This is a genomic window from Sulfurospirillum sp. MES (assembly GCF_000789415.1).
GTDB lineage: Bacteria > Campylobacterota > Campylobacteria > Campylobacterales > Sulfurospirillaceae > Sulfurospirillum > Sulfurospirillum cavolei.
Genome location: NZ_JSEC01000010.1, coordinates 17357 through 32595 on the forward strand (window position 1 = coordinate 17357; position 15239 = coordinate 32595).

Below are 15239 nucleotides of genomic sequence, written 5' to 3' on the forward strand. Positions count from 1 at the left end.
CGTGTATAATGCCTCTTATGAAAATCCTACTTTTAGAAGATGACCCCATTCTTAGCGAAATTATCGAAGAGTTTTTAGTGGAACATGGTTTACATGTAAAGCTCTTTTTTGACGGCAAAGAGGCACTTCATGCCATTTTTGAGCATAAGTTTGACCTCTTGCTTCTTGACATCAATGTCCCAAGTTTGAGCGGTTTTGAACTCCTAAGCGAGATTAAAAACGCCCACATTACCACGCCCGTTATCTTCATCACGTCACTGGATCAAATCAGCGATGTGAAAAAAGGTTTTGCGTTGGGAGCGGAGGATTACCTCAAAAAACCGTTTGAACTTGAAGAGCTTTTAGTGCGCATTGAGCGCACGAAAAAGTTGCACCACATTGAAGAAAACGTACTTTTAAAACTCTCTTCAACCATCAGTTACGATCCGCAGAACTATCAAATATTCACGCCTGAGACGTTGTACAAACTTCGCAAAAAAGAGGCACAGCTTTTGGAGTATTTTCTCTCCCATCAAAACCGCATGCTCAGTTTTGAGGAGATCATCGAAGAGGTGTGGCGATTTGATGAAGTGCCGACCCATGCAACCGTGCGCACCTACATCAAAAACCTGCGCAGTTACGGACTTGAAGGTCTTATAGAGAATATCAAAGGAGTTGGTTATCGCTTTAAGTGCTTATGAAAAACGCTCGCTTGCGAGGTTTTTACTCATCTATCTTGGCTCTATTTACGCGTTCATCTGCTTGCTCGCGTGGATGTTTTACACCATCGAGATCAAAAATCTACACGAAAACTATGCCCTAAAAATGCGCGCCGTCGCCTCTTCCATCGCGCACAAAATCGTCACCGCGCACATGATGGAAGATGACACGCTTCAAAAATGTCTTGAAGAAAAACCCGCAGAGACGTGTTTTGGTTTAGAAGAAGCGTACCAACTCGGACTCTTTGGAGAGAGCAACGCACCTTTACATGTAAGCTTTTCAGAGCCTGTAGATTTTACCAAAACGTTTTACCTTGCCAATGACAGTTTTTACGCGCGCGATGAGAGTAGCCAAGAACATCTGGGCATTCACACCATCGTGCTCAAATACGCTCACATTTCCAATGCCATCAACCTTCTTCGCTCCCAAGTGCTACTCTACTTTTTACTTAGCCTCTCCTTTGCCACCGTTTTGGGTTATGTCCTCGCTAAACAATTTCTCAAACCCATTCAAGAAGAGATCAACCATCTGGACACCTTCATCAAAGACTCAACACACGAACTTAACACGCCCATTACGGCGATTTTGATGAGCATCGGAACGCTCAAAAATGTGGATGAAAAAAAACGCAAGCGCATCGAACTGAGTGCCAAACGCATTGCAACACTCTATGGTAACCTCAGCTACATGCTTCTGCACGACAAACAAAATGAAGACAAAAGCGATGTCGATGTGAAAAAGCTCATCGCCCAGAGGCTCGAATACTTTGCGGATTTAATGGCAAGTAAACAGATCGACTTAACCCTAAACCTGAGCGAAAAATCTTTACATGTAAACGAGGAGAGCCTCATCAAACTCATCGATAACCTGCTCTCAAACGCCATCAAATACAACCGTTTTGAAGGAAGCATCGAAGTGACACTCGACTTTGAAAAACTGAGTGTTAAAGACAACGGCATCGGCATAGCAAGCTCTAAACTAGACGACATCACCAAACGCTATAAACGCGCCAACAGCGATAAAGGCGGCTTTGGTATCGGTTTGGACATCGTCAACACCATCTGCAAAACCAATGATTTCAGGCTTGAAATTAGCTCCATCGAAGGCGAAGGCTCGACGTTTAGCATCTATTTTTAATTTATTTTTTTCGTCACTTATGGTTTGGATGAGTTTAAAAAATTTTGCACCTATTTTAATCTTGACTGTTTTAATAATTTTACTTGACATTATTTAAAAAACCCGATATTATTCTAAAAATTTAAAGGAGGCAACATGGTAGAGCACAAAAAACGCAGTATCGTTAAAGCGATCTCTTGGAGAACACTCGGAACAGTTGACACCATGTTGATCAGTTTTATCGTCACGGGAAGCCCACTTGCGGCTGTCTCTATCGGGGGATTTGAGCTTCTCACCAAAACGTTGCTATACTATTTCCATGAAAGAGCGTGGAATAAAATCGATTTTGGTCGAGAAAAAACACAACCAGAGTATCAAATATGAGCCAAACATACGACATTAAGGTCGCAGAAGCGATCAACACTTTGCAAGAACTCGTCGGAGCCAAAGCGCTTAAGGTCACGTTGGCATTTAGCCATCAAAATGAAGATGCCATCAACATCTCTCTAGCGCAAAAAGCGGGCATTGCGTTTGATCTGTTTACGCTTGAAACACACAAGCTTTTTGATGAATCCTTAGCGTATGAAAAAGAGATCGAAGCCTTTTTTGACGTTGAGATCAAACGCTTTAGCGCAAGTGATGAACAGATCAAGGCATTGGAAGCAAAGGTCGGAGAGTTTGGCATCTTTGATGATATTAATTTACGAAAAGAGTGTTGTCATGTGCGAAAACTCCTCCCCTTAGCTAAGGCACTGAAAGAGTATGATGGCTGGATCAGCGGTATTCGCATCGCGCAATCCATCACACGAAGTGACACCAAATTGGTCGAGTTTGATGGCAAATTTGAACTCTTAAAGTTCAACCCACTCACCCATTTTAGCGATGAAGAGGTGGAGCGTTATATGCGTGAAAACGCTATACCTCAAAATACCTTGCATGCCAAAGGTTTTAAAAGTATCGGCTGCAAGCCCTGTACACGCGCCATTTCTGCGGGTGAAGATATACGAGCGGGCAGATGGTGGTGGGAAAATCCTGAACATAAAGAGTGCGGATTGCATCTGCATAAAAAATAATTCTGCCTCAAAGAGGCAAGCTTTTCAGAGAAACATCGGGCAAATAGCCCTTGTTTTGTGGCATAGCGCCTAGCGTAGCATCGCGAGCTTTGCTTGTGATGCGTGTTAAAAATGAAAAAGGATTAATCTAATGGATCATCTAGACAGACTCGAAGCCCAGAGTATCTATATTTTAAGAGAAGCATACCGAAGCTTCCCAAATCTTGCCATGCTTTGGAGCATCGGTAAAGATAGCACGGTACTGTTGTGGCTCACACGAAAAGCATTTTTTTCCCATGTGCCTTACCCATTGGTGCACATCGACACGGCATTTAAAGTTCCTGAGATGATTCGCTACCGTGATGAAATCGCTGTGCAATGGGATTTAAACTTAGTCGTTGGACAAAACAAAGAAGCCTTGGCGAAAGGCGAAACGTTTGTCAATGGACTCGATCGCCTTAGTTGCTGTAAAAAACTCAAAAGTGACGCGCTCAAACACACCCTCGATGGGACATGGGCGCGCCGCAAATGGAACCCTTACAAAAAAGTCTGGGAAGATGAGTTAAACGGAGCCCCTTACACAGGTGTTATCGTGGGAGTCAGAGCCGATGAAGAGGGAAGCCGCTCCAAAGAGCGCGTCTTTTCAGCACGTGATGAAAAGAGCGAATGGGACGCAAGTACCCAACCGCCAGAGCTGTGGAACCAGTACAAAACGGACTTTGCTCCAGGAACGCATGTGCGTATTCACCCGCTTTTGGAGTGGACGGAGCTCAATATTTGGGAGTACATCGAGCGGGAGAACATTCCTATCATCAATCTCTATTTTAACCAAGGAAACGGCAAACGTTACCGCTCTTTAGGCTGTTTTCCGTGTACGGCTCCTGTGGACTCAGTGGCAGCGAATCCAAAAGAGATCATCGAAGAGTTAACCAGTGGGAAGTTCAAAGACATCGCGGAACGCTCAGGTCGCGCTCAAGATAAAGACGGCGGCGGAACATTAGAGGCACTTAGAAAAGAAGGATATATGTAATGCAACGTTTAAATATAGTCATCACAGGGCACGTCGATCACGGTAAAAGTACGCTCATCGGGCGTCTACTTGCCGACACCGACTCATTGCCACAAGGAAAACTAGAGAGTGTGAAAAAGATGTGCGAAAACAATGCACGTCCCTTTGAGTACGCCTTCTTGCTTGACGCACTGGCGGATGAGCAAAAACAAGGCATTACCATAGACAGTGCGCGCGTCTTTTTTCAGAGTAAAAAACGTGAGTACATCATCATCGATGCACCCGGTCACATCGAATTTTTGAAAAACATGATCAGTGGAGCCTCTCGCGCAGAAGCCGCACTCTTGCTCATTGACGCGAAAGAGGGTGTAGCGGAAAACTCCAAACGTCACGGTATGTTGCTTTCCCTTTTGGGCATTAAACAAGTCGCGATCGTGGTCAATAAAATGGACTTGGTAAATTTTAGCGAAATCGCCTTTACAAAACTAAAAGTCGAGTACAGCGAATACCTCGCAACCCTGGGCATTAAAAGCGATATTTTTATACCGATCAGTGCGCGTGAGGGTGTCAATCTCATAGAGCACTCAAACCAGACACCTTGGTATAAAGGGGCTACTGTTTTAGAAATTTTAGATAGTTTTAAAAGCGTGGAAGAAAAAGAGAATGATGATTTTAGAATGCCATTGCAAGATGTGTACAAATTTACACGCGACAACGATGACCGACGCATTTACGCGGGAACCGTGACGAGTGGCGAGTTAAATGTCGGTGATGAAGTGGTGTTTTACCCTTCGTTAAAACGTTCACGTGTCGCGAGCATCGAGAGTTTTAACACGCCTGTGAAAAGCAGTGTCAAAGAGAGCGAGGCGATTGGTTTTACGCTTCAAACGCAAATCTACGTGCGCAACGGCGAAGTGGTCGCTCGTGCCGATCAAAGCACTCCAAAAGTGAGTAACCGCTTTGAAGCGAATCTTTTTTGGTTGGGTACAAAACCGTTAGAGCTGGATAAACCCTACAAAATCAAGATCGGCTCGGCGCAAAGCACGATCTATCTTGAAGAGATCAAACGTGTCATCGATGGCGATACGCTCGATCGTGCCGATGAGCCAAGCGTTGGGCGTCACGAAGCGGCGTGCGTGGTCTTTAGGGTGCATGATCTTTTAGCGATGGAACTTTTTGCAGAGAACCAAAAACTCGGTCGTTTTGTCATCGTTGATGAGTTTGACATCGCAGGTGGTGGCATCATCACGGAAGTGTTGGAACAGTACACCAACCGTCGCACGAAATCTTTACATGTAAATGATGTTTTAGTCGACAAAGCAAATAGCAATGCGGAATTTGAAGAGGAGCTTTTTGCGCTTTTAAGAAAACATTTTCCACACCAATTTAATTAAGGAATACCTATGAAATTAACCATTAACGGCGATGTAAAAGAGATTAAGGACGGTATCGTTCTTTCGGAATTATTGATTATTGAAGATGTTGAACAACCTGATATGGTTTCCGTACAACTCAATGACGAGTTTTTAACCAAAGACACGTATGCAACAACAACGCTTAAAGAGGGCGATGAAATCAACTTTTTATATTTCATGGGAGGTGGCGCGTGAGAGATTTTAGCGATGAGGAATTAGAGCGTTATTCACGCCATATCATCCTCCAAGATGTAGGCATCGAAGGTCAAGAGAAGATCGCAAACTCTAAAGTTTTGGTCATTGGAGCGGGCGGACTTGGTTCTCCCGTAGCGCTTTACCTAGCCGCGGCAGGTGTCGGTGAGATCGGCATCGTGGACGGCGACGTGGTGGATCTTTCAAACCTTCAACGTCAAGTCATTCACACGACAGCAGATGTAAACGTACCCAAAGTGCTCTCCGCCAAAGCGAAGATGGAAGCGATCAATCCCAATGTCAAAGTAACGGTCTATCAAAAATTTTTAGATGCATCGAACATTTTAGACATCGTCAAAGGGTACGATTTCGTCATCGATGGAACGGACAATTTCTCGTCTAAGTTTCTCATCAACGATGCATGTGTGTTGGCAAACGTACCCTACTCTCACGGTGGTATTTTACGCTTTGGCGGACAAACAATGACAATCAAACCTCACGAGAGTGCATGTTACGCGTGTGTGTTTGACAGCCCACCACCCGCCAATGCCATCCCCACATGTTCAAGTGCGGGCATTTTAGGTGCGGTTGCGGGCATGCTTGGAACGATTCAAGCCGCGGAAGCACTCAAATACATCGTCGGTGTCGGTGAGCCGCTTTACAACAGACTCTTAACGTTTGATGCCAAAACAATGAACTTTAGAAATGTCAATTTCAAGAAAAACCCTAAGTGTCGCGTCTGTGGCGGTGAAGGCATCAAAGAGATCAAAGACTATGAAGCGGTGGTCTGTGAGGCAAAACTATGATCAAAATGCCCCAAAGCGTGTACGATGAGATCGTCGCACACGCGCTTAAAGATACCCCGATTGAAGCGTGTGGTTATCTTGCAGGCATCAATGGCGAAGTGAAGTATGCCATCCCTATGAAAAATACGGACGCGAGCAACGAGCACTTCAGCTTTGATCCGCAAGAGCAGTTTGATGCGTTTAAAAAGACGCAAAAAGAGGGTCTTAGACTCATTTCGGTGTACCATTCACACCCCGAAACACCCGCACGCCCCAGCGAAGAAGATATTCGTTTGGCGTATGATCCTAATGTGAGTTATATTATTGTTTCATTAGCAGGAGAAACACCTGATATGAAGTCATTTATCATTAAAAATAAAACGGTTGAAAAAGAAGAAATTGAAATTATTTAAAGTCCGTAAAGCGCGTTGAAAAATGTAAAACAGCTTACGAAATAACCTTCTATCGACACCACCCAGACACGATGGGAGCCCCGAAACGCTCCGCTTTTTCGTTCCATCGGCTCAAAGTGTCTCTTTCAGGTCATTTCTCCGCGTTTTACTCTGAACTGCTTTACTTTTTTACATGTAACATCAAAGGAGTTACGATTATGAGCAAATACATTATCCCCCAACTTGTCTACGATGACCTCGAAGTTTTCAAAAAAAACCATGCCGATTTTTTAGCAGGCACACTCGACGAGCTGACCTTTAAAACGATGCGCGTGCCTTTTGGCGTGTACGAGCAACGAGAAGCCAACACCTTTATGGTGCGCATTAAACTCGCAGGCGGTATTCTAACCCCCACACAACTTTTGACTTTGGCTGATTTAGCGGAAAAATACGCGCACGAGGCGATTCACATCACCACACGCGGTGGCGCACAGCTTCACTACGTCAAGATCGAAGACATCATCGACATCATCACAACCTTGCACAGCATTGGTCTGAGCGGTCGAGGCGGCGGCGGTAACACCGTGCGCAATATCACAGCAGACCCTCTAGCAGGCACTGCCCCCGATGAAGTCTTTGACGTCTCGCCGTACGCGCTTGCTTTAACGACTAAAATGTTAGAGCAAAAAGATTCATTCGCGCTTCCACGCAAATTCAAAATCACCTTTAGCGGCTCCGAGGCCGATCGTGGTTATGCGACGATTCACGATGTGGGCTTTATCGCCAAGATCGAAAACGGTGTGAAGGGCTTTAAACTCTTTGTCGCAGGCGGTATGGGTGCGAAGTCTCGCGTGGGAAGCAAATTTCTTGATTTTGTACCCGACACCGAAGTCTTTTTATACTCTCAAGCGATCAAACAGGTGTTTGACCAAAACGGTAACCGCAAAAACAAACACGCCGCACGCCTTCGCTTCTTGATCGAAGAGCTTGGCATGGACGAGTTTAGAAGGCTCGTCAATGTTGAGATCGAAGCGATTAAAGCCAAAGGTGACTGGCACATGCCTATCACACAGATCGAGCGAACCATTGGCAACACAACAGATGAGCCTTTTACCGTTCCAGAAGCGTACGCAAAATGGTGGAACCGCTATGTGTACGCGCAAAAACAAGCAGGACTGTATGGATGCAAAGTGCCTGTTTACTTGGGCGATGTGCATTTTAAACATGCGCGTTCCCTTGCCAAAGCATTGCTTCCTTTTGGTGAAGATGTGCTTCGTTTTACCGGCGATCAAAACCTCTACGTCCGTAACCTAACTGCCTCACAGATGATCAGTTTACACGACATTCTTCAAGAGTTTTCCAAAGATGTCTCCAAACCGACGTTTTTCGGCGATATGGTGGCGTGTACGGGTGCGGCGACGTGTCAGCTCGGCATTGCGCGCCCTCGTGGTGCGGTGGAGGCGATTCAAAAACGTCTTGAAAAACTCTTTGATGAGCGCGACTACGACGCATTGCAAGGCTTTAAGATCCACCTCTCAGGCTGCCCAAACAGTTGCGGTAAACACCTCATCGGCGATCTTGGCTTTTTTGGCAAAGTGCAACGCAACGAGGGCTACTCCTACCCTGCCTACAACGTCGTAGCCGGTTCTCGCACCAGTGGCGATGGCACAGTATTTGCGCAAAAAGCGGGCGATGTCGCGGCGTTTCATTTACCTGCATTCGTTGAAGAAGTGTTAGACACATGGCTTTTACATGTAAAGGCTTACGAGAGTTTTGCCGACTGGATTGACGATGGCGGACTGAAAATCGTGGAAGATATTTCTAAAAAATACGTGGAAATTCCTTCATTCAAAGACGATAAAAATCCGTACTTCGACTACAATGCCGTTGAGCTTTTCTCACTGAAAGGCAGAGGCGTGGGCGAATGTAGTGCGGGTATGTACGACCTCATCGAAGCCGATAAAAAAGCGCTGAAAGAAGCTTTGGAAAAAGACGAGAAAGATTTTGAGCTGATTCGTCTTTTAAGCGCCCGTATGCTTCTAGTCACGCGCGGGGAAGATGCGAGGGATAAAGCGGGTGTTTTAAAAGCGTTTAAAACGCATTTTATCGACACCATGCTTTTGAATGCCTACTTTGGCACGATGCTAGAGGGTGACGCCGATGAGAAATCGATAGAGCTTGCCGAAGAGGTGATGAAGCTTTATGCGAGCATGGATCACACACTTAAATTTGCGAAAGAAAAAGAGCTTGCCGCCGCCGAAGTGAAAGAGGAAAAAGCAGTGCATTTTAAAGACCTCAGCGGTGTGGCGTGCCCGATGAACTTTGTGAAAACCAAGATGGAACTCTCCAAAATCGGAAGCGGTGAAGTTTTAGAGATTTTACTCGATGATGGAGCACCAATCGACAACGTACCCAAATCCGTTGCAGGAGAAGGTCACAAAGTCGAAGCCACCACCAAAGAGGGTAACGGCTGGCGCGTTAGGATCGTGAAAAAATGAGTACCTTAGGCATCGCGCTCACGCCCAAAAAAACGCTTCTTATCGGTGCTGGCAAAGTCGCCGCCCAGAAAGCGCGCGTGCTCGATAGCCTTGATTTTGCCTATGAGATTGTCGCAACTGAAGTTTTGGATGACTATTTTGCGTCCAAAACGTTTACATGTAAAGCGTTTGAAGATGCTGATGCTGAAGGTTTTGAGGTGATTATCGACGCGAGCGGCAATGAAGCGGTCACTAACCGCCTCGTGGCGTTGAAGCCTCGCCTGCACTTTTGGCTCAATGTCGTCGATGTGCCCGAACTGTGCGATTTTTACTTTAGTGCGCTTACACGTCGTGGTGAGCTTCAAGTCGCCGTCAGCAGTGGCGGCAGTTCACCCACACTCGCGCAAGTGATTCGTGATAAGATCGAGAAGATTTTACCGCGCGATCTCACTTCGTTGATCGAACGTCTGAAAAACGAGCGCAAAAAGCCTGAGCGTGATCTGGGAAAACTCAAAGAGATTGCCAAAGAAGGCGTGGGAAAAGTTTTTCTCATCAGCTGTGGCACAGGCTATGTGGGAAACCTTACGTTGGACGCTTTAAACGCATTTGAACTGCTTGATGTCGCCCTTGTGGACGCGCTGGTCTCTGAGGAGATTCGCGCTTTGATACCGCTTACATGTAAAGTGGTTGACGTGAGTAAAAAGAAAGGCTTTCACTCTAAAAGCCAAGACGAGATCAACGCGCTTTTGGTCGAATACGCCAAACAAGGACTCGTCGTCGGACGTCTCAAAGGAGGCGAAGCACTTCTGTTTGGGCGCTTGGGCGAAGAAAAACAGGTGTTGACTCAGCATGGCATCGCGTTTGAAGTCATCAACGGGGTGAGTTCCGCGTTTCGCTCGTGTACGATCTCAGGCATCGTGCCGACCATTCGCGACATCTCCAAAGGCGTCACCATCGTCTCAGCGCATCTTCGAGAAACACTGTTTAATGACGATTGGGTCGGCATTTTAAAACAGCCCTTGCACACGATCATCGTTTTGATGGCACACAGTTTTGCAGGCAAAATCGAAGACGCGATCAAAAAAGAGGGCATCAACCCGACACTTCCTGCGGCATTTGTCTCAAAAATCGACCTACCTGATCAGATGACGATAGTAGGAACTGTGGGAAATTTGGCTAAAATGGCGGCGTTATGTGCCACACCGGCGGTCTTAATCATCGGTGAGTGTGTGGCAAAAGAGAATATTTTACCCGCTGAAAATAGCGGCAAAATCATTTACATGTAAAGGCTAATCGCGTAGAAACAATTCCGCACGAGACACTTTGAGCCGATGGGACGAATAAGCGGAGCGTTTCGGGGTTCCCGTCGTGCCTCAACCGTGTCGAGAAAGGGTTTTTTCGATAGCTGATTTACATTCAAAAGAAGGATATTTTATGGGATTTACGACCAAAGCATTGCATGCCAAACCTGCACACAAAGACCAATATGGTGCAATGCGCTTTCCGATCTACCAAAGTTCAGCCTTTGAGTTTGAAAAATCTGAAGACCTTGAAGCTGTTTTTAAAGGGCAAAAAATGGGGCATGTCTATACGCGCTCCTCAAACCCTTCCATCGAAGAGTTTGAACTCAAAGTCAAAGCGATCAGCGGCGCGTTTGGAGTTGTAGCAACGGCAACGGGCATGGCGGCGATTGCCAATACTTTTTTTGCACTTTTGAAAAGCGGCGATAATATCATCACGACCAACTATCTCTTCGGCAATACCCTCTCCTTTTTCGAGACCCTGCTGAGCGACTTTGGCGTGGAAGTACGTTATGTTGACGTCAACGACCTTATCGCCGTCCAAGCCGCGATCGACGACAAGACGCGTTTGCTCTTTTGCGAAAGTATCAGCAATCCGCAACTGATCGTGCCCGATTTTCTAGCCCTCAAAAGCGTCCTTAAAGAGCGTAACGTCCCTTTCATCGTCGATACGACCATGACGCCGTGGAATATCTTCGATGCGAAAAAACACGGCGTGGATATCGAAATTGTCTCCGCAACCAAATACCTCAGCGGCGGCGGTCACGTCTTAGGCGGTTTGATCGTCGATAACGGCACGTTTGAGTGGAAAAACCATGCGACCTTAGCACCTTATTATAAAAAATTCGGTCCCAATGCTTTTCTTGCGCGCCTTCGCAAAGAGACTTTTCGCAATTTAGGCGCTTCTTTGACCGCGCAAAGCGCGTACCTGCTCTCTTTGGGACTGGAAACGCTCGATCTCAGAGTGCAAAGAAGCTGTCACAATGCACTGGTCGTTGCCAAACACTTGTATGCTAAAAACGAAGTAATCCGCGTGGATTATCCTCTGCTTGAGAGTTCCGCTTCGTTTGCCGCTTCTTCGAAACAATTTAGCGGCGGCGGTGCTATCGTCACGTTTAGCCTAGCAAGCAAAGAGAAAGCCTATGCCTTTTTAAACGCGCTTAAACTGATTCGTCGCGGAACCAATATCCAAGACAATAAATCCTTAGCGATTGCCCCCTATCATACGATTTATGCCGAATACTCCGACGAACAAAAGAAGAGGTTTTGTTTGAACGAGGGAATGATTCGTCTTTCGGTGGGTATCGAGGACGTGGAAGACTTACTTTTGGACATCGATCAGGCATTTGACGTGCATTAAAACGAGCTATGCCCTCAAAAATGAGTGAATTTGAATAAAAAAAATAAAAATTCACTCAAAAAGGCATTTTTTTAAAATAAAACAAGTAAACATGTAGTAAAATTTTACCGTTGCTGGTGTAGCTCAGCTGGTAGAGCAGTTGATCCGTAATCAACAGGTCGGGGGTTCGAGCCCCTTCACCAGCTCCAGCTCTTCTTACTTTTTACTCACATGTTTCCCGTCTCAAATCGCCTATTTTGAACCGTATCGTTTTGTTTTCAAGGTATTTTTCAAAATAAAATCGTGTTTTTCAACCAACGGTGCCCAATTTCGGGTCAAACGAAACGTAAAGACTTTTACTCTTTAGACGTCGATAAGCGTGGCGTGGGCTTTCTGCCGAAGAAAACTCAGCGTTAGCGTAGCTTTTAGAGCTTTGCTTCAAAAGCGTATCAAATAAAATAAAAGAGAACACACCTATGAAAATTGCACTCCTTATGAGCGGCGGCATTGACTCTAGTTACTCCGCGTATTTACTCAAAAACGAAGGGCACGAGGTCGTCGGCATTTATCTTAAATTGCACGACGATGACAGCAAGCATGCGATCAACATCGCCAACATCGAAAAAGTATCCCGACATTTGGGCATTGAAACGCACGTTATCGATGCCAAAGCACTCTTTAAAGAGCATGTGTACGACTATTTCGTGCGCTCTTACGAACAGGGTCGTACGCCCAATCCGTGTGCGTTTTGCAATCCCCGAATGAAATTTGGCTTCGCGTTTGAAAAAGCGATGGAGCTCGGTTGCGAAAAGATCGCGACGGGACATTACGCGAGGGTCAAAAACGGTCGTATCCAAGAAGCCTTTGACATGTCAAAAGACCAAAGTTATTTTTTATTCGGACTCAAAAAAGAGGTCATCGAAAAGATCGTTTTTCCGCTCGGCACGATGAAAAAAGAGGCTATTAAACCCGTGGCTTTGGAAAAACTCCCGTGGCTCGGCACGCTTGAGAGTTACAAAGAGTCGCAAGAGATCTGTTTCGTCACCGATACCTATATCGATATTTTGAAACAACATCTCAACGTCGATCAAAAAGGACTCATTAAAGATACCAAAGGAAACGTGATCGGCGAGCACAAAGGCTACATGCACTATACCATCGGCAAGCGTAAAGGCTTAACGATAGGCGGCGCGCATGAACCCCATTTCGTCGTAGGTATCGATGCCAAAACCAATACCGTCATCGCCGGAAAAAAAGAAGAGCTCCTTCAAAAACGCGTCGTCGCACAAAACTTTTCTTTGCCGGACGATTTTAAAGAGGGCATCTACGGCGTTAAAGTCCGTTACCGAAGTCCGCAAGCCAAAGCACATGTTAAGCTCGAAAACAACACCATTATCGCCGAGTTGGAAGAAGGAGCGTACGGCATTGCAAGCGGTCAAGCCTTGGTTGTTTATCAAGACGATCTCGTGCTTGGCGGCGGTTGGATCGAAGCGTAAAGGGCTTTAAGGCTCTTTACGCGTTAAAATCCTCTCCACCTCTTCCGCGGCGAATGCCACGAAACGGTCGCATTTACACACCTTGCAATTTTGGGCTTTAAACATCTCTCCGGCATGTTCGTCGCTCAGGGAAAAACCTAAAAGCGTTGCACATTCGCAACTCTCGAAAAGGGTTTCGAAACGTTCCTTAAAGTCGGCAACACTTCGATACAGACGGTCCAAAGGAACATCCGGAACCTGACGTCCCTGTAAAAGCGATAGTGCCATAACGCCGCCGCTAAATGCCCCGCAAAAGCCGCCGTTCGTACGAGCCATACCGCTTCCAAATGCCGATGCTATCGGTAAGACGGTATTACTGTCGATCCCTTTGGCTTCGGCGACGCTTTTGAGCACCGCTTCGCTACAGGTATATCCGCTTGAGAAATAATCCAAGGCTTTTTGTACAATATCGTGTTTCATAACGTTTTATTTCCTTTATGACGCCGCAATCACTTGATTTTTGCCCGCTTTTTTCGCTTCGTAAAGGGCATGATCGACTTTATGAACCAATCCGTCTTGGCTCTCTAAAGCACTGAGCATTCCCACGCCTACGCTTACACTGAGCGGTCTTTGCAACAATGCGATCAATGCGGCATCGTTTTGAACGGCATTGCATATCTTTTGAGCGACTTCGAGTGCATGTTTTTCTTCGATATCGCTCAGTAAAATCGCAAACTCTTCGCCTCCCCAACGCGCAATCGTATCCGATTGGCGTAACTGCTCTTTCAAAATCCGTGCCGTATGCACTAACGTTTGGTCGCCGACCAAGTGCCCGAACGTATCGTTGACCGATTTAAAGTCGTCGATGTCGATCAGCAAAAGCGTAAGCGAGCGAATCTCTTTGGGGTAGCGTTTGTAGTACAGTTCAAACACTTCGTTAAATTTTCTTCGATTCGCAAGCCCCGTCAGTACGTCTTCGCTGGCAAGTTGAATCAATTGGTTTTGGTATAAATTGATCGTATAAACAATAATCAGCGTCACCGCCAACGTCACCAAAAGCGATAAAAAGAGATTTAAGTAAAACGTTTTGGTCAATTCGTCCATATACTCTTTTTTGTTGATCTCGACAAAAAGATGCAGTTTGAGTTTGTCGATGTATTTGGTATTGAGCAGGTATTCGCCGTCTTTGTTTTTATACTCGAATTGATTTTGCTCGCCTTTGAAAATCGCTTCTTGAATCTTTTGAAGCCCTTCGATCGAAGCGATATTGCCGCGCTTGTTCAAGCCTTTGGAAAAAAGCGTAATTTCTCCGCGCTGATCGACGAAATAAACATCGTATTTATACTTCGTTTTAAACGAACCGAGCATGGCTTCGATATTAATGAGTTTGACGCCCACACCCGTCACGCCGATCAATCTCTTTTGATAATCCATCACTTTATAGTTGATGAACATAATAAGCGTATCGCTAAGATTGGCGTTATGATCGAGGTTGATTTCGTAAGGCTCGCTTTGCTTGCTAAAGCGAAAGTACCACGCGTCGGCACTGTTTTGCTCGTTAATCGTATCAATCAAACCGCGCGGGTGGTAGTAATTTTTGGTTTTTTCGGAAACGAGAAAAGTCGTGAAAATATCGTATTTTTGCTGAATTTCGGTGAGGTAACGCACAATGCCGTCCATATCGCTCTCGCCGTCCATAATCCAATCGCGCAAAAAGGTATCGTGCGACATTAAAGACGATACGAGCAACGGCTCGATCATACGTTGTTGGATTTCGGTGTAGATATTGTCCACCGAAAGCGGCAAGGAGGTGTGAAGCAACTGCTCTTGCGTCGCATCGACGCTTTTGACGTAGTTGATCAACGAGCCCACGATCGAAACACAAAGTAATAAGCTCGAAATAATCAAAACCACTTTGGTTTTTAATCGCATCGTATCTCCTTAAAGAGTGCGATTATAACACAAAATCATCGATGCAACGGTAAAA

General features: G+C 45.7%; 14 protein-coding genes, 1 tRNA gene and 1 pseudogene. 14 read left to right on the plus strand and 2 right to left on the minus strand.

Going from position 1 to position 15239, the window contains the following annotated elements; translation table 11 throughout:
- Positions 1 to 17 precede the first annotated feature (17 nt).
- From OA34_RS10935 to mnmA, 14 genes and pseudogenes are all read left to right on the plus strand, one after another.
- On the plus strand, positions 18 to 680 hold the full coding sequence (locus OA34_RS10935; RefSeq protein WP_039675370.1) for a response regulator transcription factor: 663 nt from the start codon (positions 18 to 20) through the stop codon (positions 678 to 680).
- Positions 655 to 1836: a sensor histidine kinase gene (locus OA34_RS10940; protein ID WP_286682999.1), complete on the plus strand. Its 1182-nt coding sequence runs from the start codon at positions 655 to 657 to the stop codon at positions 1834 to 1836. The genes OA34_RS10935 and OA34_RS10940 overlap by 26 nt, the downstream gene beginning before the upstream one ends.
- 135 nt (positions 1837 to 1971) lie before the next feature.
- Entirely contained in the window at positions 1972 to 2199 is a 228-nt protein-coding gene (locus OA34_RS10945; protein ID WP_039675289.1) for a DUF2061 domain-containing protein, read from the plus strand.
- Positions 2196 to 2888, plus strand: a complete 693-nt coding sequence (locus tag OA34_RS10950; protein ID WP_039675291.1) for a phosphoadenylyl-sulfate reductase — start codon at positions 2196 to 2198, stop codon at positions 2886 to 2888. The genes OA34_RS10945 and OA34_RS10950 overlap by 4 nt, the downstream gene beginning before the upstream one ends.
- Before the next feature lie 130 nt (positions 2889 to 3018).
- Complete coding sequence (cysD, locus tag OA34_RS10955; protein ID WP_039675293.1) at positions 3019 to 3897, plus strand: sulfate adenylyltransferase subunit CysD; 879 nt, start codon at positions 3019 to 3021, stop codon at positions 3895 to 3897.
- Positions 3897 to 5270 (plus strand): sulfate adenylyltransferase subunit 1, encoded by a 1374-nt coding sequence (locus tag OA34_RS10960; protein ID WP_286683000.1) that lies wholly within the window; start codon positions 3897 to 3899, stop codon positions 5268 to 5270. Before cysD ends, OA34_RS10960 begins: the two co-directional genes overlap by 1 nt.
- Positions 5271 to 5279: 9 nt before the next feature.
- Positions 5280 to 5486 (plus strand): sulfur carrier protein ThiS, encoded by a 207-nt coding sequence (gene thiS, locus OA34_RS10965; protein WP_039675294.1) that lies wholly within the window; start codon positions 5280 to 5282, stop codon positions 5484 to 5486.
- The gene (locus OA34_RS10970; RefSeq protein WP_039675296.1) at positions 5483 to 6289 is read left to right on the plus strand and encodes a HesA/MoeB/ThiF family protein; all 807 of its coding nucleotides are present in this window, start codon (positions 5483 to 5485) and stop codon (positions 6287 to 6289) included. The genes thiS and OA34_RS10970 overlap by 4 nt, the downstream gene beginning before the upstream one ends.
- A complete protein-coding gene (locus OA34_RS10975) occupies positions 6286 to 6681 on the plus strand; it encodes a M67 family metallopeptidase (protein WP_039675298.1) in 396 nt (131 codons plus the stop codon). The genes OA34_RS10970 and OA34_RS10975 overlap by 4 nt, the downstream gene beginning before the upstream one ends.
- 197 nt (positions 6682 to 6878) lie before the next feature.
- Positions 6879 to 9158, plus strand: a complete 2280-nt coding sequence (locus OA34_RS10980) for a ferredoxin-like domain-containing protein (RefSeq protein WP_039675300.1) — start codon at positions 6879 to 6881, stop codon at positions 9156 to 9158.
- On the plus strand, positions 9155 to 10423 hold the full coding sequence (locus OA34_RS10985) for a siroheme synthase family protein (RefSeq protein ID WP_039675302.1): 1269 nt from the start codon (positions 9155 to 9157) through the stop codon (positions 10421 to 10423). Before OA34_RS10980 ends, OA34_RS10985 begins: the two co-directional genes overlap by 4 nt.
- A gap of 148 nt (positions 10424 to 10571) precedes the next feature.
- Entirely contained in the window at positions 10572 to 11798 is a 1227-nt protein-coding gene (locus tag OA34_RS10990; protein WP_286683001.1) for an aminotransferase class V-fold PLP-dependent enzyme, read from the plus strand.
- A gap of 112 nt (positions 11799 to 11910) precedes the next feature.
- A tRNA-Thr gene (locus OA34_RS10995) sits at positions 11911 to 11986 on the plus strand.
- 240 nt (positions 11987 to 12226) lie between these two features.
- Positions 12227 to 13273 (plus strand): annotated as a pseudogene (mnmA, locus tag OA34_RS11000) (tRNA 2-thiouridine(34) synthase MnmA); the annotation flags it as partial.
- Positions 13274 to 13279: 6 nt separating this feature from the next.
- Here the strand turns inward: mnmA and OA34_RS13780 are convergent.
- Positions 13280 to 13732 (minus strand): C-GCAxxG-C-C family protein, encoded by a 453-nt coding sequence (locus tag OA34_RS13780; protein ID WP_254377283.1) that lies wholly within the window; start codon positions 13730 to 13732, stop codon positions 13280 to 13282.
- Positions 13733 to 13747: 15 nt separating this feature from the next.
- Positions 13748 to 15184: a sensor domain-containing diguanylate cyclase gene (locus OA34_RS11010; RefSeq protein WP_039675306.1), complete on the minus strand. Its 1437-nt coding sequence runs from the start codon at positions 15182 to 15184 to the stop codon at positions 13748 to 13750.
- Between the last annotated feature and the right edge of the window lie 55 nt (positions 15185 to 15239).

Excerpts from the sequence above, each read along its gene's own strand:
- OA34_RS11010 (WP_039675306.1), bottom strand. The coding sequence starts at position 15,184 with ATGCGATTAAAAACCAAAGTGGTTTTGATTATTTCGAGCTTATTACTT.
- OA34_RS10935 (WP_039675370.1), top strand. The coding sequence starts at position 18 with ATGAAAATCCTACTTTTAGAAGATGACCCCATTCTTAGCGAAATTATC.
- OA34_RS10960 (WP_286683000.1), top strand. The coding sequence starts at position 3,897 with ATGCAACGTTTAAATATAGTCATCACAGGGCACGTCGATCACGGTAAA.
- cysD (WP_039675293.1), top strand. The coding sequence starts at position 3,019 with ATGGATCATCTAGACAGACTCGAAGCCCAGAGTATCTATATTTTAAGA.
- OA34_RS10950 (WP_039675291.1), top strand. The coding sequence starts at position 2,196 with ATGAGCCAAACATACGACATTAAGGTCGCAGAAGCGATCAACACTTTG.
- OA34_RS10980 (WP_039675300.1), top strand. The coding sequence starts at position 6,879 with ATGAGCAAATACATTATCCCCCAACTTGTCTACGATGACCTCGAAGTT.
- OA34_RS10985 (WP_039675302.1), top strand. The coding sequence starts at position 9,155 with ATGAGTACCTTAGGCATCGCGCTCACGCCCAAAAAAACGCTTCTTATC.
- OA34_RS13780 (WP_254377283.1), bottom strand. The coding sequence starts at position 13,732 with ATGAAACACGATATTGTACAAAAAGCCTTGGATTATTTCTCAAGCGGA.
- OA34_RS10990 (WP_286683001.1), top strand. The coding sequence starts at position 10,572 with ATGGGATTTACGACCAAAGCATTGCATGCCAAACCTGCACACAAAGAC.
- OA34_RS10945 (WP_039675289.1), top strand. The coding sequence starts at position 1,972 with ATGGTAGAGCACAAAAAACGCAGTATCGTTAAAGCGATCTCTTGGAGA.
- thiS (WP_039675294.1), top strand. The coding sequence starts at position 5,280 with ATGAAATTAACCATTAACGGCGATGTAAAAGAGATTAAGGACGGTATC.
- OA34_RS10975 (WP_039675298.1), top strand. The coding sequence starts at position 6,286 with ATGATCAAAATGCCCCAAAGCGTGTACGATGAGATCGTCGCACACGCG.